Below are 26,997 nucleotides of genomic sequence, written 5' to 3'. Positions count from 1 at the left end.
TGGGGGAGGCTTTATGAACGTGGGTATCCCCGCGGGGGATTTGGGCCACGGCTGGCCGAGGAAACAGAGAGCCGCCCAAGCCGATGGTCGAGATCGGTCCGATGTGCGCTGAAAGAGATGGTCGAGCAGGGATATAGCCTGGAAAGGTCACCGCCGAGCGGACCGAGACAGCTGCTAAGCCCGTTTCTTGATCGCCCGCGCGGGTGGGCGTGTGGAACGCGGGATGGTCAATCGGTAATCAGGCTGCACCAAACAGACATACGCCGTTTGGGGACGTTTACGTTCCCACGCTCCGGCGTAAGGTTTGGCACGAAGCACTCGAATGAATTCCAATCCCAGCAACGCGCCCGCCGCGATGACATCAGGATATCAGCCGTAACACCGCCTAATTTGATTGCGCTACAAAGAGGATCTCCAGAGGAGCTGCCTATGACCAATAAGAACTGGATGCAGCCACCCTTCCTCTCCAACCACGGTATCCTCAGCCATGCGTGCTTGTGGGGGGTGGAATAGAATGACGAGCAAGCACGCGAAACGCCGTCCCTGTCCCGCGACGGCTCTGCGTTCGCGAGGTTCCAGCTCGACAAACGATAGCTGGAGAGAGGTCGACGGCTCTCCTTTTTATTCACGTAGACCAGGCCAGATCGCTAGCGGCGCAGCCGTGAGACGAAGACGGAAAGCCTTGGCTGCGCGATCGAAAGTCGCAGGCCTGTCTGCCAACGGGCAAAGAGACGTGCGATGACATCGATCGGCGCGAAGATTGTCAGCGGCGCCGCCTGGGCAGCAGTCGAAACATGGGGTCGGCAAGCAGCCATGTTTGCCGTTTTTGTCGTATTGGCCAGGCATCTCGGACCTGAAGCATTCGGCCTCGCCGCCCTCTCCATGGTTGTACCCGTCATTCTTGCTGTTCCGGTCACGATCGGAATACCGGAGGCACTCATCCAGCATCCTAAAATTGAGCCCTTACACTTTGACTCGGCTTTCTGGCTTCTCACCGCGACCGGCGCGGTGATTAGCGGGCTCATCTGGATGTCTGCCGGTTTGATTGCTGCAGCGTTCAGACAGCCCATTCTCGAAGATCTCATCCGCTGGAGCAGCGTGGTCGTCGTAATTCAGGCCCTCTCGTCGGTACCTGCGGCTGTGTTGAAGCGCCAACTCGAGTTCCGCTTGTTCGCGTTGCGTACACTTGCCGGCACCGTCGTCGGCGGCACACTCGGCATCGTCTTGGCAATAGCCGGTTTCGGCGTATGGAGCATGATTTGGATGCACCTTGCAAAAGCGGCTGTGGAAACCGCTGTCCTTCTCCTTGGCAGTTCTTGGCGGCCCGGTCTGACCTTCTCCTATGCAAAGGTTCGTGACCTATTAGGATTTGGCGGCCCGCTTATCGTCCAGACTTTTTGGAGTTTTTTGAACGAGGAAATTCCAAAGGTCCTACTCGGTACGTTCCTCGGCCCCTATGCGGTCGGAGTCTATGCTCTCGCCCGTCGTCCGCTCGACCTTCTGGTGCAGGTATTCCTCAGTCCGCTGATGGCTGTCACTATGCCCACCGTGGCACGGATTCAAGATCAACCCGAAAAGATCGACCGTTTCTTCAACACGACCGTCCGCATGGCCGGGATAGCGGGATTTCCTGCATTCATCGGATTTGCCGCGATCGCACCGATCGCGGTTCCCTTTATCTTCGGCCCGCAATGGGCCAGCGGGGTCGTCGCTGTCCAGATTCTCATGCTGCTGGGCCTGCAACGCACGATTGACAGCCTCTGCGCGTTTACGATCCTTGCAATGGGTCACTCCAGGTTGATCCTGAAGTTGAACATAGCCTACTCTGTTGTCGCAACGACGCTGTTGTCCGTCACTGCGCAGATCAGCCTTGAGATGACAATGGTGGCGCTCGTAGCCTGCAGCCTGGTCCTCCTACCAATCTTCCTCTTCTACGCTCAGCGCATCGCGCGTATCGACGTGCTGAGACCCCTTGAGATCTTCCCACGACTGGCTCTCGCCGCCCTCCTGATGTTCGGCGCCGTCAGCGCGTGGCTACGCAGCGCGCCTGAGCACGCCGCCCAGGAGACGCTCCTTATTGGCGCAATTGTCCTTGGAGCCTCTGTCTATGGTACGGCTCTCTTCGCGCTGGTGCGCTCTGACCTGTTCAATGCGCGAGACTTGTTCCTCAGGCTTCGCGGCTAGTTGGTGTCGGGCGCGGCCTGTAGATGCGGGATTTCGAGGCGCATCCGCGCGAAGTACCGATACTGCCCTCCATCCTTTTTGATGCACCCTGGGCCTGCTTTGGCCAGAGCACGCAATGCCTGCGACTTCGCTGGGCGGCTTGGTGATCTGGCGGGATGTGTGCCGGGAAAGGGCAACGGGAAATGGGAGAAGACCTCGTGCCCGCGCTGCTGCAGCAAGGGTTTGCGAGATCGAACCGCTTTCCCAAACCGCAACCGCGTCTATCGGCGGAATACCGAATCGGCCGGCTGAGCCGTCGTTATCGGATCGGCATGACGATGCACAATCTTCCAGATCCATCTTCTGGGTGAAAGACACTCGTCGCTCTGATCCGGACTGGCGACTCCCGCAGGTCAATATGCTGTGTGTCCGCAGCGGTGAAGCAATTCCCCTAACTGCGAAGTAAAGTAGTGCAGGTTGGCTTGGTCAGTATAGTACGGCGTGAGACAAGGTTCGCGACAGCGTTTTGAGACGGCTCAGTAAATGGCCCCCCTCCACCCCAGGCGGTCCTACGGCTCCGGTACCAAGCACTGGAGCTATAGAATTGCTGCTGAGCTATTCGAAAGAATAGGTGAAACCTCCTTCGGAGGCTCCGACAGTCACTTTCGTCATCTTTTCGCCCTCGAGCGACCGGTTCAGCACGCCGCGGCTCAATTCCGGCAGAAGCGTGTTTGTCAAAATGGCGTCGATCATTCGCCCGCCGGATTCGATCTCGGTGCAGCGGGCCTTGACCAGATCCATGACACCGTCACCGATCACCAACTCGGCATCGCTGCTTAAGCGCAGCCGGCGGGCGATCTTGGCGAACTGATGGCGGGTGATCGCTTCGATCATCATGTCCGAGAGCGGGTAGTAAGGGATGGTTACCACCCGGCCAAGGAAGGCCGCGGGGAAAACCTTCAACAGCGGGGCGCGCAATGCGGTGTCGAGATCGTCGAGGCCCGCCCGTACCGTGCCACTGCTGGTCCGGTCCATGATGACTTCGGAGCCGACGTTCGAGGTGAGCAGGATCAGCGTGTTTTTGAAATCGATCCGCCGGCCTTCACTGTCGTCCATCATCCCCTTGTCGAAGACCTGGAAGAAGATTTCATGCACGTCCGGATGCGCCTTCTCGACCTCGTCAAGCAGGATCACCGAATAGGGCTTGCGCCGGACCGCCTCGGTCAGGATGCCGCCCTTGCCGTAGCCGACATATCCGGGTGGCGCGCCCTTCAAGGTAGAGACCGTGTGCGCCTCCTGGAACTCGGACATATTGATCGAAATGAGGTTCTGCTCGCCGCCGTAGAGCGTCTCGGCCAGGGCCAGCGCGGTTTCGGTCTTGCCGACGCCCGAGGGACCGCAGAGCAGAAAAACCCCCACTGGTTTTTCGGGCGCGCCGAGCCCGGCCCGGCTGGTCTGCACGCGCTTGGCAATCATTTCCATGGCGTGATCCTGACCGACCACGCGTTCGGACAGAGTGGCGGCGAGCCGCAGCGCCTTTTCGGTCTGGCTCGACAGCATCCGGCCAGTCGGGATGCCGGTCCAGTCCTGCACCACGGCAGCCACGGCGTTGCGGTCGACCGACGGCAGGATCAGCGGCGTCTCGCCCTGCGCTTCCGCCAGTTCGGCCATCAGCTCCCGCAGCCGCGCGAGATCGGCAGCCGGATCGGGTGGAGAAGGATCGGCAGTGGCCGTCTGATCCGCATCGGTTTCAGGCGTTTCGATCTCGGGCACATCGGCGCCTGCGCTTTCCACGACCGCCTCCGGAGGCTCCACGGCATCGAGCGGCACACCCTCGCCGCGCAGCCTTGCGCGCAATTCGAGTATCTCGCCAACCAGCGCCTTTTCCCGATCCCAACGTTCCTGCGCGGCCGCGAGCGTGAGTTCGGTCTCGGCAAGCCCGGTTTCGACCCGAGCCTGCCGGTCGGCCACGCCGATGCCGATCGCTGCCTCGCGGCCGATGATAGCGCGCTCGACCTCCAGCGCCTGGCGGCGGCGCATAATGTCCTCCACCTCGGCAGGAGTGGCATGCTGCGAAATGGCGACACGGGCACAGGCGGTGTCGAGAAGGCTCACGGCCTTGTCGGGCAGTTGCCGCGCCGGGATGTAGCGGTGGGACAGGCTGACCGCCGCCTCGATCGCCTCATCGAGGATCTGCACCTTGTGATGCTGCTCGAGGACACCGGCGACACCGCGCAGCATGAGAACGGCCACGGCTTCCGACGGCTCGTCTATCTTGACGACCTGGAAACGGCGAGTGAGCGCCGGATCCTTCTCGATATGCTGCTTGTACTCGGCCCAGGTCGTTGCCGCGATCGTGCGAAGCTCACCGCGCGCCAGCGCCGGCTTCAGCAGATTGGCCGCATCACCGGTTCCTGCTGCGCCGCCGGCGCCGATCAAGGTGTGCGCTTCGTCAATGAACAGGATGACCGGCGTTTCCGAGGATTGGACCTCGTCAATGACCGCCTTCAGCCGTTTTTCGAATTCGCCCTTTACGCTTGCGCCCGCCTGCATCAGGCCGACATCGAGCATGCGCACGCTGACGCCCTGCAGCGTCGGCGGCACGTCGCCCTCGGCGATGCGCAAGGCAAAGCCCTCGACGACCGCGGTTTTGCCGACCCCGGCCTCGCCGGTCAGGATCGGGTTGTTTTGCCGGCGTCGCATCAGGATATCGACGATCTGCCTGATCTCAGGATCGCGCCCGACGACCGGATCGATCTTGCCGTCGTGAGCGCGCTGGGTCAGGTCGGTTGCATACTTCGCCAGCGCCGAATCCCCGCCCGGAGCCCGCCGCGGTGTTTCGGAGGCGGGAACCGCAGTCGAGGCGCCAGCTTCGAGTGAACCCTCCATGACATCTGCGAACCGCGCAATGACGGCCTGCGCATCGATCTTGTCGAATTCGCCGCTTATCTTTGACAGCAGCCCTTCCAGCACCGGCGTCTTCAGGCAGGCGAGCAGAATATGCGCACTGCGGACTTCCTCGACGCTGAATTCCAGCCCCGCCAGGCTCCACGCTTCCTGGATGGCGTGAAAGATGTGATCGGAAAATTCCTCGATTGAAGTGGCGCCGTAAGGCAGCTTGTCGACGGCGCGGGTCATATCGGCCGTGAGCCGGCTCGCATCCACCCCGGCGTCTGCCAGTATCAGTTGCACATCCGAGCGCTCGGAAAGCACCAATTGCTCGACGAAGTGGACGAGCTCGACATAGGGATTGCCGCGCAGTTTGGCGGTGTCGGCCGCAGCCTTGAAGGCGCGCAAACAGACGGGGTTGAGCTTGCCGACCAGTTCCTTGCGTTTAAAGCTCTGCGACGACCGGCGCTGTTCCATCGAACTTGCCCCTCCAATCTGCCAGCCAACAAACTGCCACATAAGCAGCGACTTGACAAAGAGCGTTTATGAGCGGGGCGTCCGGGTGTTCGATTCAATCGACTTCTTCCATCCCGGCACGAGCCGGCGACATCGGCTACGACAGCCATGGAACGCCCCGCCTGTTTGCGATGCATTCACATACGGGGTTCGACAATCGCGCCTGCGATTTCGAGCTCAGGCACCGGCTTGCAAGCTTCCATTAAGATTGAGCGACAACTAAATTGTGGTAAACTGTCGCAGTGTGGTAACGTTGGGTCACGCACGGCCCAAGAGCCGCTCGCTGGGGGATGGTGTGATCGATCTCGCACTCTGGCTGAATCCGCTGGACGGTGAAAATCCGTCAGGGGAAGATTTGCGCAACGATCCAGCCTTTCATGAGCTGGAGCGTCTGACGGAGCAGCAGAAAAAGGTCGAGTATCAAGGGAACGCTAAGTTAGAAGTTGCCGTTCCGATCGACTGGTCCACCGTGCTCACCAAGGCCGAAGAGCTGCGTCCACACGGCCGGGACCTGCGCCTCCTCGTCATCGTTACGCGTGCTCTGGCCAACGAGTATCGGCTGGCCGGGCTGGCTGAGGGCCTGACCCTCATAGCGCAGACCTTCGATCAGCACTGGGCAACCATGCACCCGGCCCTGCGGTCCGGTGCTACGCCGCGCGACGCCGCCCTGCGCCGCATCAATGCGCTGACTGACCTCCAGAACAGTCAGGATGGCCTGCTCAAGGATTTGCGGAAAATGACGTTTTTCGCGCCGCGTGCAATCGGCCCGATCCTCGGCGAGGATCTGGAGAAGGGCGCGCTCGACGAGCGTGTCATGCTTCAGGAAGCGGCCTCGGGACTGAACGCGACCGAAAAGGCGGCTCTGGCGAGCGCACACAGCCAATTGGTGAACCGGGTGCGCAGCGCATGCGTCGCACAGATCGATCAGGCCGGCGCGGAGATGACGTCGCTCTTTGCCAATGCGCGCGCCGCGATCGCGGCCCTCGAGGCGGTGGAGACCGCCCTCAATGCCCGCATCGAGGGCAGCGGCGCCACCGTTCCGGAATTAAAGCGGTTTCTGCAGCGTTTGCTGACGACCCTCGAACGAAACTCGGCCGCCGGCGCCACCGCAAAGCCTGTTTCCGCGCCTGCAGAACCAGCAACGCCTGTTCGAAACGGTAATGGAGCCGATCCGATGGCAAGTATGGCAAGTTACGCGGAACCGAGCACGGGGCTCCCTGATCGGATTGCCTCGCGCGACGACGTCGTGAAATGCCTCGACCTCGTCGTCGCCTTCTATGACCGCACCGAACCGTCGAGCCCGATCCCGCACCTTGCCCGCCGCGTGCGCCGGATGGTGCATATGGATTTTGTTGAACTGATGGAAGATCTCGCCCCGTCGGGGCTGAAGGAATTCCGGCTTCTTGCCGGCGTTCCCGATGCCAAGAAGACGGCTCAGAAGGATGAAAGGTAACAAGCCATGCCAGCCGAAAGTAAAGCGAAGGTCATCGAACGAAATCGCGCACCGCGCGTGCAGATCGCCTATGACGTGGAAACCTACGGCAGCCCGACGACGATCGAATTGCCGTTCGTCATGGGCGTGATGGCGGACCTTTCCGGCGCTTCACAGACCAGGGAAGCGATGAAATCGGTACTGGACCGCTCCTTTGTCGAGACTGACGCCAACCGCTTCCCCCGTTTCATGGAGGCGCTCGGGCCGCGCGTCAAAGCCCGTGTGAAGAATACGCTGCCTCAGGCTGAGGGCGCCGAGCGGGACGAAGAGCTGGCACTCGATCTCACCTTCACCAAAATGGGCGATTTCGCCCCGGACAAGATCGCCGAGCAAGTCCCGCAATTGGCCGAGATCCTCAAGATGCGTCGTCAGCTCGAGGAGCTGCTCGGTTTCATGGACGGCCGTGTCGACGCCGAAAAGCGCATCGCGCAACTTCTGAACAACGAGCCGCTTCTCGGCAAGATCGCCAACCAGGCATTATCCGACGACGACAAGGTTCAGGAGTAAATCATGGCCGAACAACAAAAAACCGCAGCCGTCGCCGCTGAGGCGGAAGCCATCGACCTCGGAGAATTCAGCGGGCTCCTCGAGAAGGATTTCAAGGTCAAGAAGGACGACAGCGAGAAGCTGCAGCAACTCGTCCGTAATCTCGCGCTGGCGGCGCAGTCCCGCTCCGATACCACGACCATCTCGTCCAACGCGATCAAGTCGATCAAGTCGCTGATATCAGGCATCGACAAGATGCTGACGACCCAGGTGAACGAGATCCTGCATGCGCCGGAAGTGCGCGAAATGGAAGGCACATGGCGCGGCCTCTGGTATCTCGTCAACAACACCGAGACGGATCAGAAGCTGAAGATCCGGGTGATGAACATTTCCAAGGTTCAGCTTGCCGACACGCTTGAAGACTACGAAGGCCAGATGTGGGATCAAAGCCCGATCTTCAAGAAGGTCTATACGGACGAGTATTCGATGCTGGGTGGCGAGCCGATCGGCTGCCTGATCGGCGCCTACGAATTCTCGAACCATCCGCGTGACGTCGGCCTGTTGCGCAACATCTCGGGCATCTGCGCCTCCGCGCATACGCCGTTCATCGCAGCCGCCGACCCGCGGCTGTTCCGCATGGATAGCTGGCAGGAACTGCCGAACCCGCAGGACCTGCAGATGATCGTCTCGAACCCGGCCTATGCCTCGTGGCAATCGCTGCGCGAGAGCGAAGACGCGCGCTACATCGGCCTGACCATGCCACGTGTTCTGGCGCGACTGCCGTATGGCTCGGAAACCGTTCCGGTGAAGGGCTTCACTTTCGAGGAAGAGGTCCAGGGCGACCACAACAAATATGTCTGGATGAACGCCGCCTTCCCGATGGGGGTGAACATTAACCGCAGCCACAAGCTCTATGGCTGGGGCACACAGATCCGCGGCGTCGAGAATGGCGGCACGGTCATCAACCTGCCGGTGCACAGCTTCCCCACCGATGACGGATCGGTGGCGATGAAATGTCCGACGGAAGTCGCCATCGACGACCGGCGCGAGGCAGAACTGGCCAAGCTCGGCCTGATGCCCATCCTGCACAGGAAAAATACGGATCTGGCGGCTTTCATCGGCGCGCATTCGCTGCAGGACGACGAGACACGTGCCGGGCGGCTGGTCGATCCCGACGCACAGTCGAACGAGCGGCTAAGCGCCAATCTCCCTTATCTTTTCCCGGTTTCCCGCTTTGCGCATTACCTCAAAGCCATTGCGCGCGACAAGATAGGGTCGTTCAAGGAGCGGTCGGATATGCAGATCTGGTTGACCGAGTGGATCAACCGATACGTGCTGGCCAACCCGGCCTTTGCCGACGACAAAGCGCGCGCCAAGCGCCCGCTTGCTGCCGCTGAGGTCCAGGTGGACAGCGTGGAGGGGCGGCCGGGCTATTACAATGCTCGCTTCTATCTGCGCCCGCATTACCAGCTGGAGGGCATTAACGCTTCGCTCCGGCTGGTGTCGGAACTGCCGTCCGTAAAGACTTGATTTGCAGCAACCACACCTTGTTCTGTTTGAAAGCGGTGGAGAAAGACAATGCCAGTGAAAATTGATGGTTTTCTAAAGGTTCCGGATATCAAAGGTCCAAGCGTTCGAGACGGCCACGAGGATGAAATCGAAGTCCATGGGGTCGATTACAAGATAATCGCGCCGTACGATCCGAATTCGCTCTCACGCCGCGGTCGTGTGTCCCTGGGGATGATCAAGTTCACCAAGCACTATGACAAGTCGTCGCCCTATCTGAAAAAGGCGCTGTTCGACAACAAGGCGCTGGACGAAGTTGTGTTCTCCGCCCGCCGGACCATCGATGGGGAGACCAGCGACTATCTGGTCGTTACCCTGACCGACGCATCGATCATGGAATACGACATGTCGCAGGCCGAGGACGAGGAAGACCTGATCGAGGAGGAGGTCAGCTTCGCCTACAAGAAGATCAAGTTCGTCTATGACAAGGATGACGAAATCGAAATGGATGTCTATGTCGGCAAGTGAGGCCCGGCGGCCCGGCTCGGACAAGTTACAGATCACCGGCAGTTCGCGAGCGAAACGCGAAGCGGTCCAGCCCTCTCTTTGGGACCGCCTCGTCAACGACCTGCCGGGCGTGACCTCCGAGATAGACGGGCTGCGCCAGACCTTACAGGACGAGCTTGGCGAGGACCGGCTGGATACCCTGCTTGCGGACAGCACGCGGCTTATCGATGCCGACGCGGAGCTGACACCCGATCAGAGGCGGCGTCTGCATCGCCTGGCCCTTCAGACCCAACACCGCGCGGAGATCGAAAGCCGTGGCGTGGTCGTATCGGCTCGCGTCCTCAAGGAGGCTGTGCGGCGCGACATCGAGGCCTTGTTCAACACCGAGCGTTTCGAAGCTGTTCCGCTTCTTTCCGATTTCGAAAGCGAACAGGTCGCAGACAATCCGCCATCGCTGGCCGATTTTCCGGAGGTGCGCCGAAGTGTGGTCAACTACGGCGTGCCTTCCTTTTCGGGCCGTTCGTCGCGCGACTTTGATCGCGAGACCCTGGCGCGCGAGATCCGCTCGGTCCTTGCCACGTTCGAGCCCCGTCTCAAGGAAAGCGCAACCAAGGTAACGGTGACCCTTGGTGACAAGAGTGTGGGCCTGAAGATCGAGATAGACGCTGTGCTGATCATGACGCCGACGCCGGAACGCATGCGCCTGCGCACCACGATCAATCTCGATAACGGCCTGGCGCGGACCGAATTCAGGGACAGCTGAGATGGATCGGGTCTTCGTAGAATATTACGAGGAGGAACTGACCCATATCCGCGGACTCGCGGCGGAATTCGCCGACATGCATCCGGCGGTGGCGCGCAATCTTTCGCTCGATACCGTGCCCTGCCCGGATCCCTATGTCGAGCGGCTGCTTGACGGCGTCGCTTTCCTGGCTGCGCGCACCCGGTTGAAAGTCGATGCCGAGCGTTCGCGGTTTTCACGCAGCGTGCTCGATGTCCTCTATCCCGATCTGGTTACGCCGGCGCCGGCAACGGCGATGGCAGTGCTGAAACCCGGCCAGCAGGTCCAGTCGATGATTGCCGGCCATGTCGTCAAGCGGAACACGCGGCTGGTGTCCAGTCTGCAACCCGGACCGTCGACGCGCTGCACATTCACCACCGCGCAGGAAACGACGCTGTGGCCGATAACGATTACGTCGGTCAGCTATTTCCAGGATCGCAGCGGGTTGGCAGCGGCCGGCATAACACCGATCGGCGGCGTTGGCGGCGAGGCGGCGCTGCGTATCACGCTGGGTCGGGCCGGGAAAGGCAAGCTCGACGAACTGGCGCTTGATCGGCTTGATTTCTATTTTGCCGGGCGCGCCAAAGCGCCATTGCTGTTCGACGCGATTTTCGGCGCCTGCTCGGCCGTTGGTGCACGCGCCGAGGGCAAGGCCAATCCGCTAGCGCCTTTGCCAGGGCCCGAAATGGTCGGCATCAGCGACGACGAGGCGTTGATGCCTCGTACCCGTCCGACATTCGAAGGGTACCGTCTGCTGCGCGAATATTTCATGATGCCCGAGCGCTTTCACTACGTGCGGGTTTCAGGACTGCAATCGGTCGTGCGCAGATGCGTCGCCGGGGTCGAGATCATCTTCATGTTCCGGCGCCCAGTACCCGAACTTGCCGATGTGACGCCGGCGGATTTCGAACTTTTTGCGACGCCGATCATCAACCTCTTCGAGCGTGACTGCAACGTCATCGAGCTTGATCCGCGCAGAACGCGGCAAGTGCTGCATGCCGACCGCACGCGGGCGCGCGACTTCGAAATCTATCGGGTGACCCGCGTCGAGGACGCCGACGCCGAAGGCCCCGACGCCGAAATTCCGGAGCTCTTCAGCCTGGGGCAAAACCGCAGCAATGGCTGGGTCTATTCCACCGAACGGCGCCCTCGCCGGGCCACCGAAGATGAACGACGCGACGGGCTGACCCGCACCTCATACACCGGAGACGACGTTTTCCTATCGGTTTCACGGCCGGTCGGAAGCCCGGCGAACCGGCCGCTGAAGCGTCTCGACATCATGGCGCTTTGCACCAACCGCGATCTGCCGATCCTCGACGACAACCCTACGTTGACGCTGGAGACAGGCGATCCGGTCGAAACGGTCCGGCTTATCGGTGCGTTGCGCCCGCCCCAACCGGCCATCCCAGCCGCGCTGCCGGCGGGCGCCGAAGGCGAATCCCGCGCCGACAATCTCGCCTGGCGGCTGGTGGCGCAGCTGGCGCTCAACTTTCTCAGCCTTGCCAAGGAAGGCCGCGGTATCGATCCGCTGCATGCGCTGCTCGATCTTTATGCCGACCGGGGAGATCCGAGCCTCGCCCGCAATGTGCACTCGATCATTCGCATCGACTCGCGGTCCGTCATCGAACGGCTGCAGATCGATGGGCCGATGTGCTTCGGACGGGGCACGGAAGTGACGCTGCATGTGGACCAGTCGGTCCTGGCTGGGCAAAGCACATTGCTGCTTTCAGCCTTGCTTGCACGGCTGTTTGCCCGTCACGCCGGAATAAACGGCTTTGTGCGGACCCGCACGCGGCTGCTGCAGAAGCAGGAGGATGTGCCATGGCCGATGACGCCCGGCAATCGCTACCTGATCTAGACAAATTCGACCTGGACCAGGTCGAAGAGCTGGATGATACGTTCGATTTTTTCGAACTGTTGCGCCGGCTCGAGCGCAAGGGCGGGCTGTTCGGCTATTCCGGCCATGCGGATCGCGAGCCGGCAAGGCTCGGGCAGCATGTGCGTCTTAGCTTTTCCGCCAAGGACGTGGTTGCGTTCCGCCAAGCGAAGGACAAGACGCCGGCCCGGGTTACCGTTGCAAATCTCGGACTGATGGGACCGGAAGGCCCGATGCCGCTCCATTTGACACGTTGGGTGCTCGATCGTCTGTCGCAGCGCTGGTTCACCGGCGCTGACGCACGGCAGACCGCCGACACGACGTTCGTGGATTTCGTCAATATTCTCCAGCACCGCATGATCGCCCTCTACTATCGGGCCTGGGCGGACGCGCATCCGGCGGTACAGGTTGAACGTGCGGTCGGCGGCCGCGTAAGGGCCATGCTTGAAGCCATGGCAGGAATCGGACTTCCCGGCACCCACAATCCCGATCTCGACGCCGTGAAGCTTCGCCAAGCGGCGGCGCTCGCCAGCCAGGTTGACGGTCCGGAGCGGCTGACGCTGTTCCTGGCGGAAGCGTTCAAGGTGCCGGTCCAGATCAAGGAGTTCGTTGCCGCCTGGATGACCATACCGGCGACGCTCCAGACCCGACTTGCCCAAGCTTACGCAATGCTGGGTCGCGGGGCGACGATCGGCCCGCGCGTTTTCAGCCGCCAAAGCAGGATCGAACTCCGCGTCGGCCCACTCGGGTATGAGGAGTTCAAGGCGTTCCTGCCGGGCGGTCAACGTCTGAAGATGTTCAAGCAGGCGGTTCGCGACATGGTCGGGGAATCGCTCGACGTCGATCTGCGGATCGTGCTCGCGCGCGAAGCAGTGCCGCAGCCGCGTATCGGAGCGGTACAGCTCGGCCGAACCACTTGGCTTGCGCGGCCCGCTGAAAGGGGCGATGCTGACGACATGCGGCTGCGGACAATCGTCGGATGGCGGCCGGAAATGGCGGAGGTCGCGGCATGAGCCTGCTGCTGACGCTGGAGCACGGGCCACGCACCCAGGCGGTACGGCAGACCCGGCTGGACGAGGGTGAACTGGTGATCGGCCGTAGCGCGGACGCGGGCTGGCAGATCGACGATCCCGACATGTTCGTTTCGCGCGCCCATTGCAGGATCACCGGCGGGCGGGATGGGTATTTTGTCACCGACACATCAAGCAGCGGCTTGTTCATAAACGACTCCGACAGCCCGCTCGGCGCGGGCACCTCGGTCCGTCTTCAAAACGGCATGCGGCTGAGGCTGGGCGACTACATCGTATGCGTCGATCTGCAGACGCCGGACGCTCAAGCACCGGCAGCCAGCCAATCGTTCGCGGAACGGTCGCCGCCGGCATCACGAGCGCCGGTAAGCATCGGCCGCGATGATTTCTTTTCGGCCACGGTCGAAGAAGAGCCGCAACGACCGCGTCCGGCCGATCTGCCGAACCCGTTCGAGCAGCCGATTCCAGGAGCGTTCGAGCGCGCCAGCCAGCGCAGTTCGCCGGCCTTCGACGACCCGTTCAGCCTCGATCCGGTAGCAACGCCCGCGCCGAAAGGCGCTGGCTATCCCGAACCACGTGGTGCGCCAGGCCCCGCAGACCCCTTCAGCTTCGATCCGACGCCTTCCGGTGCAACCGAGCCCGTTCCAGGCCAGTCCGCTCCAAGAAGATCATTCGATGACGATTTCGGTTTCGGACCGGCCGCATCGCCCGATTTGAGAAACGGCGCCGGCTCGACCGGTCACCGCAAACATGTCGCCGGAAGCCCACAGCCGGGCAATCCCTGGGATTTGCCCGGCCAGGCGCCAGATATCCCGCCTCCGCCACGTGCCGGCGTCGCTCCCAGACCCGCCCCCTCCCTGGCAGCGGCGCAACAGGCGAACATGGCCCTTCGCACTGCGTTCTTGCGTGGCATGGGCATCGAGGAAGCCGATTTTCCCGGACGTGACAGCGTCGCGGAAATGGAGAAGTTCGGTCGCGAGTACCGGCTCATGATGGAAGGCCTGATGCAGCTGCTGCGCAAGCGAGCCGAGGAAAAGGGAAGCGCTCGGGTCGCCCAGACGGTGGTGGGGGCCTCTGAAGTCAATCCGCTCAAGTTTCTGCCGACGGTCGACGACGCCATCGTGACCATCATCGCGGAGCGCAGCCCCGGATTTCTGGCCGGCGAAGCGGCAATCGCCGACGCCGTCCGCGATCTCGCGCAACATCACGTGCGCGCCTGGCGAGGCGTGCAATCCGCCTTGCGGCGAATGATTGACCGTTTCGACCCGGCAACGATCGAGGAAGAGCTCAAATCGAGTTCCGCGATCGGCACCCTGCTTTCGGGCGGGCGCAGCGCCAAGCTGTGGGAGCTATACCAGAAACGCCATCGTGAAATCGCCCAGAGTGCGGAATCGAGCTTCCTCGGCGAAATCGGCGCTGATTTTCGGGACGCATATGAGGAGGAGTGAAAAAATGATCGATCGCCGCGAATTTATCGTTGCCCTGGGCGCAACCGGGCTGCTTGCAGCTTGCCAGAGCGGTCCGCCAAAACCATCCGCGGTCACCGTCAACCTGACCGGCGCGGCCGGCATGAACCCGGGACCAGGTGGCGGCGACCGGCCCGTGACGGTCCTCGTGATGCGGCTGCGCAGCACCGGTAAATTCAACTCGGCCGATTATTTCGCGCTGCAGGGGGATGCCGGCTCCGCACTCGCAGGCGATCTCATTGGATCCGACCAGATCTCCATCGGACCTGGAAAAACCGCATCCAAAACCATCACGGTCGAGCCGGACGCGGCTGCGCTGGGCTTCGTTGCCCTCGTTCGCGAGCCTGGCGGCCGGAACTGGCGTACAACCAAGTCGGTGTCGCCGGGGTCAAAAGTAACCGTCAACGTCACGCTTGGCAGTGGCGGCATTTCCGCCTAGCGGCCAGGGCAAGGGGTGCTCGATGCAGGAAGTAGCGGCATGAGCGATGCAAACAGGGTGCTGTGGTCCGAAGGCCTGTTTCTCCGGACCCAGCATTTTCAGCAGCAGGATCGCTTTTTCGAGGCGACCGTGCGCGGCGCGTTGCAGGCCGGGCAGCTCCATACGTTCGGCTTTCAGCAGCTGGCGCTGGACCAGGCAATGCTCGATGCCGGCCAGGTCTCCATCCTGTCGGCCCGGGGCATCTTTCCGGATGGAACCCCCTTCTCCATCCCTGACCTGATGGACGCGCCACGACCGCTGCCGGTTACTGCCGATACAGGCGCCGGACCGGTGCTGGTCGCCCTGCCGCTCGAGCCTGCCGGCGGTGTCGGCTTCGATCCGGCGCACGCCGCATCCACCGGCGCGCGCTATCATGGGCGCATCGTTTCGGTCCGCGACGCGGTCCAGGGCGGTTCGGATCCTGAAGAAATCGAAATCGCCCGTCCGCAGGCGCTGCTGCTTGCACCCGGAAAATCGGTTGGTGGCTACACCGCCCTGCCCATAGCCGACATCAAAGGGGTTCGAGCCGATGGCGGCGTCTCCCTGGATGAGACGTTCCTGCCGCCGACATTGGTTACCGGAGCGGTGGCCTGGTACCGGCAGTTGCTTCTGGAAGTTGTCACCGGCCTCGACCAAATCGCCGAGGCGCATGGCAAAATGGTCATGGGCGGGCCAGGGCGCAGCGTCGAAGACCTGTTGATGCTCAATCTCGCCAATGCGGCGCGTCCGCGACTGGCCCACATGCTGGCGCAGGATGTTTTCCATCCGGCCGAGCTTTACCTGGAGCTTGCCGGTCTTGCCGGTTCAATGGCGACCTATGGCTCGAGCGCGCGGCGGCTGAGCGAGTTGCCGGCCTACGATCATATGGCGCCCGGCCCCGCCTATTCGGCGCTGGCGGACGCCTTGCGCTCACTCATCCTGAGTTTGCGTTACATCGAGCCTAAATCACGCGCACTGCCCGTCATGCGGCATTCGACCAACGTCTGGAAAATCCGCATCGACAACCCGAAGCTGCTGGTGGCTAGCCGGATCGTCATCCGGGTCGGCTCCGAGCTGTCGGAAGACGCCTTGCGCAAGATTTTCGTCAACCAGGCGACTGTCGGTTCGGCCGATCAGTTCGAGGGCCTGTGGAAATCCCGTCTACCCGGCATTCCGCTGAAACCGCTTCATTCCCAGCCCCGCGAAATCCCCTACGATGGCGATCGGCTGTGCCTTGAGCTGGATCAGAAAAGCGAGCACTGGGCCTCGCTGCTCGATGCCCCCGGCTTCGTCATCGGCGTGTCAGGTGTACTGCCGAGCGAGCCGCAGGTGGACTGCTATTCGGTAAACAGGTGAGATGATGAGCCGGGATGATCCTTTCGGACTGTCGGAGGATCGCGAACGCACCCGCATACGACTGACCAGTGCGCCGATGCCGCGACCGATGACGCCACTCCTGTCGGGTGCGCCAATCAAACGGTCGCGTACGCATCCCAACACGCTTGTCAACGCATTCGCGCCCCTGCTCGAGTTCGCGCCCGAGCTTGAAAGCGCGCTGCCGCCGGAAAACCCGGAGGCGTTGCGCACCCGGTTGCTCGATGAGTTGGTTCGGGCACGTGACGCGGCAATGGCGGCGGGGTCCTCTCTGGAGCGCGCCGACCAGGCAGCCTGGGTGGTGGCGGCGTTGCTTGATGATCTGGCCTTGAACACGCCATGGGGCGGAGCCAGCGCATGGCCGCGCCAGCCGCTTGTGGTGATGCTTCGAGGCGATGTCGATGCCGGCACGCAGTTCTTCACGCGTCTCGACGAACTGGAGCGGCATCCGAACCGGGATCGCGAACTGCTCGAACTGCAATATCATTGCCTGGCGCTCGGCTTCCGCGGCAAATATCGTGTTCCGGGCCGGTCGGGCGACCGCTCGCTCAATGCCGTTCGCGTTGCTGCGGCGCGCTTTCTGCGCGATGCCGACGCCGACGGCGCGCCGCTGTCGCCGAACTGGAAAGGCGTGATCGCATCCGACGAGCCGCAGCGCTTCATCGTTCCGATCTGGGTGATGGGGCTCGGTGCGGCGGTTATCGCCACGGCAATCTATCTCGGGCTGTCGATGGGACTGAGCAGTCAGGCGGTCGAGCTTTCGACGCTCGTTCGTGCTCTGCCGCCGCCAACGCGCGGCGATATCAGCCGCACGTCGCCACCGGCCGACGCGCCGCCGCCGGAGGCAGTGGATTTCGCGCTGGTGCCGGAGTTTCAGGCCGGAGCGCCGGCAAATCTCAGAGCCGCGCTAAGCGGCACCGAGAGCGTTTCGCTGGCCAGGCTGATCATTCAGGCCTCCAACCCCGAACTGTTCCAGTCGTCGCGGCCGAAACTGACCGAAGGCTTCGAACCGCTGATTGGTTCAATCGCCAAAGTGATCCTGGCCAATCAGGAACTGATCGGCAACATCACAGTGGTCGGCCATACCGACAGTGTTCCTTTGCAACGGTCCAATCCGCTTTCCACCAACCAGAGATTGTCTGAAGCGCGCGCAGCAACCATTGCCGAGATGCTGGTCCAGAACGGTGTGCCGCAGGACCGCATTCGCTTCGAAGGACGTGCAGCTACCGATCCAGTGGCCGACGACAGCACCCGCGCGGGACGGGCCTTGAACCGCCGCGTCGAGGTGCTGGTCGAAAAGAGGCTGTGAGATGTTCATCCTGCGCTTCCTCTGGGCGGTTCTGACATCGCGCTGGCTGTGGACGCTGATCGGCATCGCGCTGCTTTCTCTGGTTATCTGGGTGTTCGGCCCGATCGTCAGGGTCGGTGCTTACGAACCCTTCGCCTCGGAAAATGTGCGCATTGTCATTATTGCGCTCCTGGTCATCTTCTGGCTGATCTGGCTGATCGTCGCGCAGCGCCGGGCGATCCGAGCCAACCGCATGTTCGTCGCCGAAATCGCTGCGCCAGCGGTTGAAAAGCCGCTGAGCCCCGGCGAAGAGAACGTCGCCGCCGTCGGCGCCAAGTTCGCCGAGGTGATGGCCGAATTGAAGCGCCGCAAGCTGGGCGGACGCAAGTTCCTGCGCGAGATGCCGTGGTACGTGATCGTTGGGCCGCCGGCCACAGGCAAGACCACGGCTTTGCGCCAGTCCGGCCTGACCTTTCCGATCGACCTCACCGACGACCTGCAGGGAGTTGGCGGCACGCGCAACTGCGACTGGTTTTTCTCCGAGAACGCGGTTCTGATCGACACGGCGGGCCGCTACGTGCAGCAGGAGAGCCAGCCGGACGTCGATGCGGCGGAATGGCTGGGCTTCCTCGACCTCTTGAAAAAGCATCGCGGCCGCCGGGCGCTCAACGGCGTGATCGTCGCGCTTTCGATCGATGCGCTTTCAGAGGGCGACGAAGCCATCAAGGCTCATGGCCGCAAGATCCGTCGGCGCCTGGCAGAGCTCAACGACCGGCTCGAAATCCGCCTTCCAGTCTATCTGATGCTGACCAAGGCCGATCTGATCAAGGGTTTCGAGGCTTTCTTCGGCGGCCTGTCGACGGCCTCGCGCGAGCAGGTGTGGGGCACGACCTTCGCGCTGGATGCGCGTGTCGACGCAAAGACCATTGAACGGGAAATCGCAACCCTTGCGACGGAACTCGAGCGGCGGCTGGTGCCGCGCCTGGAGGACGAGGACAAACTCGCCGCCCGCGCCGAGATTTTCAGGTTTCCCGCCCAGCTCACGAGCCTGTCCGAGCCAATCCAAGTGCTGGTCGAGGCGATGTTCGGCGAAAGCCGCTACGAAGAAGCCGCCTGGCTGCGCGGCCTCTATCTGACGTCGGCGACCCAGGAAGGGGCGCCTATCGACCGGCTGACCGCGGCGCTGTCTTCATCATTCGGTCTTCCGCCGCGACGGGCGATGCCGGCGCCGCGCGTTGAAAAACGCAGCTTTTTCCTGAAGAACCTGCTGACCGAGGTCATTTTCAGGGAAGCCGGCCTGGGAACGTTCGATCCGCTGGCGCAGCGCCGCCGCGCCTGGATCTGGCGTGGCGCAGCGGCCGCCTGTGCCGCCGCAGCCCTGTTGGCCGGTGCGATGTTCACCTGGTCCTACTATGACAACCGCAACGCGATCGCAGCGCAGGCGGGCCAGTTCGAAGCGCTGCAGGCGCCATTGACCGCGGCAGCCGCGAGCCCGGCATCGGTGGAGCAGCCCGCCATCGACAGCGCGCTCAATGCTATGGCCGAGGTCGCAAATGCCCGAACCGCACCGCCGAGCAGTGCGCAGGACCTGCTCGGGCCGTCGGCGTCGGCAGAGCTGCTGCGGGCGCAGGCCGACACTTACGACCACGCTCTGCGCAACGTCCTCGAGCCGCACATGGTCGCTTTGCTCGAGGCGACCATGTGGCGGCAGATCCGCGATCCGGATTTCATGCTGGGGGCGCTGAAGACCTATCGCATGATGACCGGCCTGTCGCAGATGGACGCCGATTACGTCCAGAGCTGGTGGGTCAACGACTTGCCGGAATTCGCACCGGCGGCGCCCTTTCCGACCGCCGACGCGGAAGAGCACCAGCTTGCCGCGATCCGCCGCATGGCGGTCGACGACAGCTACATCGCCGCGGATCAGGCGCTGGTTGCCGAGGCGCTGAAAACAGTTTGCACGATTTCGCTGCCGGCGCGTGCCTACAGACAGTTGCTGGCCGATCCGGCGGTGGCCGGACTCAAGGAATGGATCCCGGCAAATTTCGCCGGCCCCAACGGCGCCAAGGTCTTTGCACGGCGTTCCGACAAGACGCTGCGCGTCGGCATTTCAGGCGCGTTCACCTATTCCGGCTTCCACGATGCCATTCTCGACCGGATCGAGGATGTCGCCGCCCAGGCGGCGCTCGATCGGGCGGTCTTCGCCGGAGGCTGTTCGGAAAATTCCGAAACCTCGGTTTCGGCGCTCTCCGAGGATATTCTAAAACTCTATTACGAAGACTACATCGCGCAATGGGACAGCATCCTGCGCGACATCAGGCTCGCGCCATTGGCCGACCTGAATGTCGCCAGCGAGAACCTCAAGGACCTTTCGAGTGCCGACTCTGCGCTGAAGCGCCTGCTTACGGCGGTCGTTCAGGAGACCGAGCTGATCCGATCCGATGAAGCGCCGGCCGACAACAAGGCGGCAGCCAAGGGCGGCTCGAAACTGCTCAGCAAACTCGGCAAGCTTGGCAAGCTGGCCAAGACAGGCGCAAAATTGCTGCCGCGCGCAGGATCCGCCAACGAGGTAGACCTTACCGGCAATCTGGTGGCCGAACATTTCAAGCCGCTCAAGGGGGCGATCGCCGAGGTCGACGGCCAACCGCCGGCACTCGACGCCGCGGTGGTGGCGCTGACCGCACTTTCGAACGTGCTGCAGACGGTCACGGCCAACCCCGACCCGCAGGACGCCATCAAGAAGCAGGGTGGCCTGGCCGAACTGACGGGAGCAGTCGCCAGGCAAGCACAGATCCTGCCCGATCCGGTCGACGACTGGCTCGGCGGCATTGCCGGCGACACCAGCGGCCTGACACAGAAGGCGGTCACCTCGGAACTCAACGCCATCTGGCGCGCCGACATCCTGCCGTTCTGCCAGGCGGCGCTGAACGACCGCTATCCGTTCAGCCCTGAAAGCGCGGTCGACGTCAATGTCCGCGATTTCGCCCGCCTGTTCGGGCCGGCCGGGATGATCGACACCTTCATCAACGACCACTTGATCAGCTATGTCGACACCGCCAGCCAGCCATGGAAATGGCGCGCCGATTTTGGCCTCGACGCGGCGGCCCTGGCGGCGTTCGAACAGGCCAGGCGGATCCGCGACGATCTGTTTCCAGGCGGTACCGGGCCGGTGATGAGCTTCACACTCCAACCGACGGACCTGTCGCCCAACGTGACGCGCGTGACGCTCAATCTTGATGGCCAGAACCTCGTCTATTACAACAACGCGACGCGGCCGCAACCGATGACCTGGCCCGGCAAGGACGGCACCGGCGTCATCTCGCTCGCATTCCAGCCGATCGACGGCTCGCCCGAAGTCATGTTGAACGAAACCGGCAGCTGGGCGTGGCTGAGGCTGCTGCGCAGCGGCCGCTTCACCGGCACCTCGCTGTCCGACGTCTACAGCCTGCGACTGGGGACGCAAGGCATGTACGCCGACTTTGAGCTCAAGGCCGCGAGCGTCGAAAACCCTTACAATCTCCAGATGTTCAAGAAATTCTCATGTCCGCCGCAGATATGAGCACCGGTTTTTTCGGCAAGATTCCGGCGAACGGAGATTTCGTCGCCTCGAACCTGCCGCGAACCTTCATCGATCGCTGGGATCGGTGGATTTCGATGGAGCTGCGCGCGCGGCCCGACGAGGGTGAACTCGATCCGCGCGCCTGGCGCTTTATTGTCCAGGCCGGGATTTTTGGCGATCAGCCTTGCGCCGGCGTCTGGCGCATGAGCCAGGACCGCGTCGGACGGCGCTATCCGTTTGCCATCGTGCGGCTAGGGTCGGCGCCCGACGCGAGCGATCCGTGGTTCGATGCGGTGGCCGACCTTCTTCAACGATGTGTGGAGGAGCATTCCTCGCAGACGCGGCTGGCCGATTATCTCCAGGAGCTGGAGCCGCCTGGCGCAGGCGCGGACGCGCAAAGGATCGCATTCTGGAGCGATGATTGGGAGGTGAAGGAGTTCAGTTTCAGCGACATCCACGATCTTGCGGCCAATGGCCTGCCGGCCATGCGGGCGGCGCGAACTGAAGTCGGGGCACCCTGACGATGGGCAACACCGTGTATGCCGATGGCATGGGCTTCTTCCACCAGGGCAGCAATGGCAAGGGCATCGCGCCGGGCGACGTATGCCTGTCGCCTCCTCCCCCGCCCGCCGGCCCGGTGCCGGTTCCGTATGTCAACATGCTGTCGGCAAGCGATCTCACCAAGGGCAGCAAGAGCGTCAAGATCGAGGGCAATCCAACCGCGCTGGAGAGTTCTTCGGAAATCGCCACCAGCACCGGCAACGAGCCGGCCACCCAGGGCCTCGGCGCGGGAGTCATAACACACAAGATCAAGGGCAAGGGCGCGTTCAAGCTTTGGTCGTTCACCGTGAAGGTGGAGGGCAAGGGCGTCGACCGTCACGGCGACCCGATGGGTCAGAACGAGATGAGCGACCCGCCCAACTGCATAGACAGTTCGGCGCTGGTGAATTTCTTCAAGAGCCTCCCCAAGGGGGACCGCTTCAGGAAATGCGCGCGCAAATACAACGGCCGCAAGCATCGCCCGAGCCGGAAGTCGAAACAGGCCAAGAAGGTTAACGGCAAGGCTTGTTGGGAATGCCAGCGCGACCTGGCGAACATGCGCAAGCGGCTTAAGAACGGCGCCAAGCTCCAGACCAGGATCGACAAGCTCGAGGCCAGGATCAACAGGCAGAAAACCAAGGGACATTACATGATCCATGACCACCAGCCACCGCTGGTGGTTGCCTGGAGAATGGGCGGCTGCCACATGGGGGCGGCGGAGTTCAAAAAGCATTTCTCAAAGCCGCAAACAGTGAAGCCGCACTGCACCAGCCACCAGCGAAGCCAAGGCTCGAAAGCCAGGGCCTATTCCAAGCGCATGAACGCATCGCACTTCACCTAGAGGGACCAGAAATGGCTGCACTCGACGACGTTCAGACCCGCTACGTGGCAGAGTTACGCGCCATCGCACCGGAGCTCCGTGCCTGGTGGAAACGCATGTGCGCCCTGAGAGGCGAGCAGACCATGCTCACGCGGTGGCCAACCGGCATTGCGGGGCATCCGCGCACGCTTGCCGTTTTCCGCAAATACTACTTCGAGATCGAGGCGCTGAACGACGAGGCGATCCTGGCCGAGGAGGAAGAGGACGACGAAGACGAAGACATCACCGAGGAGATGTGGGGCGAGGAGGAGGACGACGAGGGGACCGACATAGGCGACCATGCCGAACTGCTGATCTATGATATCGAGGATCTGGCGCCCGACATTTACGAGCTTGTCGACGGCATCTGCTACGTGCCGGTCGGTTTGACCCCGGATGAGGACCCTGTGTGACATGGCTCTGATCACCCTTTACAGCACCGAGGACGGCATAGAGAGACTGCTCGCGCAGCCCGGTGACGTGCGCAGCCAGGCCGTGCCTTTCGCCGACATATCTTTGGAACAGGCCGCGCCCGAACACCGGCAAGTGTTTGCCGACTATGTCAACGATCTGAAGCTGGCTTACGATATCGCCGAAGCCTGGTGGGAAGATACGATCGAGACCCAGAAAGACCTTGGCCTCAGCCGGAAGAAGGCCATCGCCAAGGCTTTCGATGAGCGCCTTGCCGGCCCCGCGTCCAACCCTCATGTCGTCTGGGCCGTCCGCGGCTATTGGCTGGAATGCGACCGCGTCAACAGATCGATCGAAGCCAATAGGGCGGTTCCACCCGAGAAATTGCTTCTGAAATGGCTGATCGAGGCGGGCGAAACCGATCTCGTCAAGCTGATCGCGTGCATGCCCTATTGGCCGGTCGGCCTTGATGAGAAGGGCGAATGGTGCTGAATCATGGCCTTTGACGTGTGGCTCGAGAACCGCACCCCCTTTGCCGCTGCGACCCATGTGCAAGCGAATGCGGAGGGCCAGGAAGTCTTGCTTGCGGTGTTTTCCGCAAGCTTCGAAGCGCCCGATCAAAGTGCCGAGCTGAAGCCCGCTGAGGAACAGCTGCAAGTGACGTTCGGCGACGTGCCTTTTGGCGATCCCGGTTTTTCCTCGAACCGCTACGAGGCCGATATCGTGCCGGTCAAGCCCGTTGCCGAAGTGATCGTCAACGGCACTGCTCACGCACCGAAGGGAAACCCCGTTCGCGAAATGCAGGTCGGCCTGAGCATCGGCAGCGTTCACAAAGTGCTGAATGTCGCCGGCGACCGCATGTACGATGCCGGCAGCTACAGCGCCCCGCATCCTTTCAGAGCCATGCCGGTCGTTTACGAGCGGGCCTATGGCGGAACCACGTCGGACGGGAAGATGGACCCGCGCAATCTGGTTGGCGTCGGATTCCATCATGCGCGGTCGGCCGATCCGGCCGTAAAGACGCAGGCCCCGAACATCACCTACCCGGGAGAACCTTTCCTCAGTCCTTCCGATCGACCCAAGCCCGCCGGGTTTGGCGCGCTCGGCCGCGGCTGGCAGCCCCGCATCGGCTACGCCGGCACTTACGATCAGGCATGGATCGACACGCAGTGGCCTTTGCCGCCGAAGGACTTCGACCCGAGATACAATCTTTGTGCCCCGGCAGATCAGCACTTGCCGCAGTTCAGCGGCCGCGAGGACGTTTCGCTGGTTGGTCTCACGCCGACCGGCCGGTGGGATTTCCGGCTGCCTCGCATCGTAGCTCCGGTGCGGTTGGTCTATGACGACCGCGTCGAGGAACACGCCTTCCGTGCCGATACGGTGATCATCGAGCCGGACCTGTGGCGCGTAACGCTGAAAGCCCGGCTGTCCATTGTCACAAAACGCAACGCCCCTGCCCTGCGTGAGATTGTTTTCGGTCACGTCTCGCCGGTGCTGCTCAGCGCGTTGCGCAAGCGCAAATCCTACTTGAATCCGCTCGGCGGCGACGGCACGTTGCGCGGCCAGCCGGTTTGGCAGCCGTGAAGCGGCCGCTGTATGTCGCGGGCGGCGGCGCGGTTACCGCTGCCGGGCTCAATGCCCGGCAGACGCTCGCCGCAATCCGGGCAAGCCTTTCGGCATTCGAGGAAATGACCCTGGCCGAACCTTTTGGCGCTCTTCAGATCGTGGCGCGCATTCCCACCCATCATCGATTGCGTCGGACCGACGGCGAATGGCTGGTCAACATGGCCGCACGCGCCACAAACGAAGCTCTCGGCACCGGCACAAGCGCTTCGGAAGCGACCGCTATCCTGCTCACCCCGCCCGAAAGTTTTCGCAAACACCCGGCCTATCATGATATTGCGCCGCCGGAGTTCCTCGCTGCCGTGATCAGGGCCACCGGGCAGCGCTTTCATGCCGCTTCGCGGGCAACCGACGGCGGCGCCGCCGCAACCATCGGCCTGCTTGAACGCGCCTTGGAAATCATGGACCAGCAAGGTGCCGAGCAGGTTCTGCTCGGCGGTGTCGACAGCCTCGTCAACGACACGGACCTGGCTCGACTAGGGCAGGCCGGGCGCCTCAAGGGAGAAGAAAACGCACAAGGTCTCGTTCCTGGCGAAGCGGCGGCCTTCGTCCGGCTGACCCGCAACCCGGAAGGCAAAGCGCATGTCCATGCGGCTATCCATGGCTTCGGGTTGGCCCAGGAGCAGGACAGCGTTCTTTCCGATCGCTACAGCCAAGGTCGCGCCCTGCTCGGCGCCCTGCGCGACGCCGTGAACGGATCGGGGCCGTCCGAACCCGATATCGATTTCGTCGTCAGCAACGGCAATGGCGAACGCTACAGCGGCTGGGAGCAACTGATCGCACGGCCGCGCTTCTACCGTACCCGGCGGGAAACCCTGCCCACTGCCTATCCGGCGATGACGACCGGCGACATAGGAGCGGCTGGCGGGGCCCTTGCGCTGATGCTGGCCGCCGACAGTTTTCTCCAGGACTACGCGCCCGGAAAGACCGCCATCTGCGAACTCGCATCGGAGAACGGCCTGCGCGCCGCAGCGGTGATAGCCCGCATGACCCGGCGCTGAAACTCAGATCCAGGCTGGGAAGCGGCGGGTAACACGCCAGTCGGCGAGCGGCGTATCGGCAGCGGCCAGTGCGGCGCGCAGTGCGTTGAGCCGCAACAAGCGCATCGATCGGAAAGGCCGATGATTGCGCCCGCCCCGCCCCTCGTCCCACCACGTTTCGACCCTGTCGGCCACCGGCAGCGAGGTGTCGTCCAGATGGGCGAAATCCTCGCCGAGCAGAGCCGGGTCGACGACAAAGAGGCTGGTATCGCCGAAATCAACTTCGAACAGGTCGCGGAGCGCCGCACCGGCAGCAGCGACAAGGTCCGGCTCGCGCATTTTCTCGATCAGCCAAGGCATTACGGCGCGATCGCCGAACAGGCCCACCGACGCTGTCGCCACGCTGCGAAGCGCGGGCTGATCGAGATGCTTCTGCAGCCAGCCCTTGCCGGCCTTCGTCGGCATCGTCAGCAGGCGGATCTCAATCGCCGCCTGCGCCAATTCCGGCTGCGACGCTACGATCTTGTCGATCAAGGGTTGAGGGGACCGCGTCTCGCCGAGCAGGCAAGCGGCCAGCGCTGCGGTCAAACGTTCCTTGGGCGTCTCGCCGTCTAGTGCGGCAAGCACGGATGGAAGGAGGTCGCGGCGCTTGATCGCGCCGGCCAGCCTCACGGCGCGGCTGCGTATCCTGGCATCGGAATGGTTCGCCAGGGCAGGAAGGCGCGGCCCCGGATCGACACGATGGTGCCAGAGCGCCGACAGCCCAAGGCAGCACTGCACCACGTCCCGCGTGTCCAGCCATTTCGCCACCAGCGGCCGCAGGCTTTCGCGCGGCGTGCAGGCAATCGCGGCGGAAAGGCTCGACAAGCCGGCATCGCCAAGGACCGCCGCGCCATCGATCGCCGCCGCTATCGCGCCGCTATCGCCCCAACGCAAGGCCAGCACGCCAAGCACAAAAAGCTCGCTTGGCTCGGCATAGTCCGTGAACCTGGCCTGGGCAGCTTCCCAGCCGGCTTTGCCGGCGGCCATGAGCCCTTCGAGATTGGCTTCGAGACGCTGGTCGATGCGGCCGATGTCGGTCTCGTCGAGAATTGGACCGTCGATCTCCCGGCGGCGGCGAAACCAGAGGAAAGCCGCATCTTCGGCGTGCTGATGCACAATGGCAGCGATCGTCGCGACGCGGTGCATCGGCAATC

The 26,997-nt window shown here is 62.8% G+C and carries 21 protein-coding genes; 19 read left to right on the top strand and 2 right to left on the bottom strand.

The window, feature by feature from the left end; genetic code table 11:
• The first annotated feature begins 738 nt into the window (after window positions 1-738).
• Window positions 739-2,184: a lipopolysaccharide biosynthesis protein gene (locus CIT26_RS06710; protein ID WP_095491834.1), complete on the top strand. Its 1,446-nt coding sequence runs from the start codon at window positions 739-741 to the stop codon at window positions 2,182-2,184.
• A 594-nt stretch (window positions 2,185-2,778) separates the two neighbouring features.
• Here CIT26_RS06710 and tssH read toward each other — a convergent pair.
• Window positions 2,779-5,529 carry a type VI secretion system ATPase TssH gene (gene tssH, locus CIT26_RS06705; protein WP_095491833.1) on the bottom strand — a complete coding sequence of 917 codons (2,751 nt, stop codon included), beginning with the start codon at window positions 5,527-5,529 and terminating at the stop codon, window positions 2,779-2,781.
• 334 nt (window positions 5,530-5,863) lie between these two features.
• On the opposite strand from tssH, the gene tssA reads away from it, so the two are divergent.
• Genes tssA through CIT26_RS06615 form a run of 18 tightly spaced genes read left to right on the top strand, consistent with a single transcriptional unit; the run spans window position 5,864 to window position 25,822 of the window.
• Window positions 5,864-7,021, top strand: a complete 1,158-nt coding sequence (gene tssA / locus CIT26_RS06700; protein WP_095491832.1) for a type VI secretion system protein TssA — start codon at window positions 5,864-5,866, stop codon at window positions 7,019-7,021.
• 6 nt (window positions 7,022-7,027) lie between these two features.
• Window positions 7,028-7,567, top strand: coding sequence for a type VI secretion system contractile sheath small subunit (gene tssB / locus CIT26_RS06695; protein WP_095491831.1), 540 nt, complete (start codon window positions 7,028-7,030; stop codon window positions 7,565-7,567).
• A gap of 3 nt (window positions 7,568-7,570) precedes the next feature.
• Entirely contained in the window at window positions 7,571-9,076 is a 1,506-nt protein-coding gene (tssC, locus tag CIT26_RS06690) for a type VI secretion system contractile sheath large subunit (protein ID WP_095491830.1), read from the top strand.
• A 48-nt stretch (window positions 9,077-9,124) separates the two neighbouring features.
• Window positions 9,125-9,580 (top strand): Hcp family type VI secretion system effector, encoded by a 456-nt coding sequence (locus CIT26_RS06685; protein WP_023801311.1) that lies wholly within the window; start codon window positions 9,125-9,127, stop codon window positions 9,578-9,580.
• Window positions 9,567-10,322, top strand: coding sequence for a type VI secretion system baseplate subunit TssE (gene tssE, locus CIT26_RS06680; protein ID WP_095491829.1), 756 nt, complete (start codon window positions 9,567-9,569; stop codon window positions 10,320-10,322). The genes CIT26_RS06685 and tssE overlap by 14 nt, the downstream gene beginning before the upstream one ends.
• Window position 10,323: 1 nt before the next feature.
• Complete coding sequence (tssF, locus tag CIT26_RS06675) at window positions 10,324-12,198, top strand: type VI secretion system baseplate subunit TssF (protein WP_095491828.1); 1,875 nt, start codon at window positions 10,324-10,326, stop codon at window positions 12,196-12,198.
• Window positions 12,162-13,229, top strand: a complete 1,068-nt coding sequence (gene tssG, locus CIT26_RS06670; RefSeq protein WP_095491827.1) for a type VI secretion system baseplate subunit TssG — start codon at window positions 12,162-12,164, stop codon at window positions 13,227-13,229. The genes tssF and tssG overlap by 37 nt, the downstream gene beginning before the upstream one ends.
• Window positions 13,226-14,692 carry a type VI secretion system-associated FHA domain protein TagH gene (tagH, locus tag CIT26_RS06665; RefSeq protein ID WP_095491906.1) on the top strand — a complete coding sequence of 489 codons (1,467 nt, stop codon included), beginning with the start codon at window positions 13,226-13,228 and terminating at the stop codon, window positions 14,690-14,692. Before tssG ends, tagH begins: the two co-directional genes overlap by 4 nt.
• A gap of 4 nt (window positions 14,693-14,696) precedes the next feature.
• The gene (gene tssJ, locus CIT26_RS06660) at window positions 14,697-15,149 is read left to right on the top strand and encodes a type VI secretion system lipoprotein TssJ (protein WP_095491826.1); all 453 of its coding nucleotides are present in this window, start codon (window positions 14,697-14,699) and stop codon (window positions 15,147-15,149) included.
• A 39-nt stretch (window positions 15,150-15,188) separates the two neighbouring features.
• A complete protein-coding gene (gene tssK, locus CIT26_RS06655; RefSeq protein ID WP_095491825.1) occupies window positions 15,189-16,523 on the top strand; it encodes a type VI secretion system baseplate subunit TssK in 1,335 nt (444 codons plus the stop codon).
• Window positions 16,524-16,527: 4 nt separating this feature from the next.
• Complete coding sequence (gene icmH, locus CIT26_RS06650) at window positions 16,528-17,850, top strand: type IVB secretion system protein IcmH/DotU (protein WP_095491905.1); 1,323 nt, start codon at window positions 16,528-16,530, stop codon at window positions 17,848-17,850.
• A 1-nt stretch (window position 17,851) separates the two neighbouring features.
• The gene (tssM, locus tag CIT26_RS06645) at window positions 17,852-21,388 is read left to right on the top strand and encodes a type VI secretion system membrane subunit TssM (protein ID WP_095491824.1); all 3,537 of its coding nucleotides are present in this window, start codon (window positions 17,852-17,854) and stop codon (window positions 21,386-21,388) included.
• Window positions 21,370-21,909 carry a type VI secretion system-associated protein TagF gene (gene tagF, locus CIT26_RS06640; RefSeq protein ID WP_095491823.1) on the top strand — a complete coding sequence of 180 codons (540 nt, stop codon included), beginning with the start codon at window positions 21,370-21,372 and terminating at the stop codon, window positions 21,907-21,909. The genes tssM and tagF overlap by 19 nt, the downstream gene beginning before the upstream one ends.
• A gap of 2 nt (window positions 21,910-21,911) precedes the next feature.
• A complete protein-coding gene (locus tag CIT26_RS06635) occupies window positions 21,912-22,769 on the top strand; it encodes a DUF4150 domain-containing protein (RefSeq protein ID WP_095491822.1) in 858 nt (285 codons plus the stop codon).
• 11 nt (window positions 22,770-22,780) lie between these two features.
• Complete coding sequence (locus CIT26_RS06630) at window positions 22,781-23,200, top strand: hypothetical protein (protein WP_128167958.1); 420 nt, start codon at window positions 22,781-22,783, stop codon at window positions 23,198-23,200.
• 1 nt (window position 23,201) lies between these two features.
• Window positions 23,202-23,690: a hypothetical protein gene (locus CIT26_RS06625; protein WP_095491820.1), complete on the top strand. Its 489-nt coding sequence runs from the start codon at window positions 23,202-23,204 to the stop codon at window positions 23,688-23,690.
• Between the two features lie 3 nt (window positions 23,691-23,693).
• On the top strand, window positions 23,694-24,782 hold the full coding sequence (locus tag CIT26_RS06620; RefSeq protein WP_095491819.1) for a DUF2169 family type VI secretion system accessory protein: 1,089 nt from the start codon (window positions 23,694-23,696) through the stop codon (window positions 24,780-24,782).
• Entirely contained in the window at window positions 24,779-25,822 is a 1,044-nt protein-coding gene (locus CIT26_RS06615) for a hypothetical protein (RefSeq protein WP_143747795.1), read from the top strand. Before CIT26_RS06620 ends, CIT26_RS06615 begins: the two co-directional genes overlap by 4 nt.
• A gap of 3 nt (window positions 25,823-25,825) precedes the next feature.
• Here the strand turns inward: CIT26_RS06615 and CIT26_RS06610 are convergent, their stop codons facing one another.
• Window positions 25,826-26,989, bottom strand: a complete 1,164-nt coding sequence (locus CIT26_RS06610; RefSeq protein WP_095491817.1) for a hypothetical protein — start codon at window positions 26,987-26,989, stop codon at window positions 25,826-25,828.
• Window positions 26,990-26,997 lie beyond the last annotated feature (8 nt).

It is taken from the genome of Mesorhizobium temperatum (assembly GCF_002284575.1).
GTDB lineage: Bacteria > Pseudomonadota > Alphaproteobacteria > Rhizobiales > Rhizobiaceae > Mesorhizobium > Mesorhizobium temperatum.
This window is presented reverse-complemented; position numbering and strand designations above follow the sequence as displayed.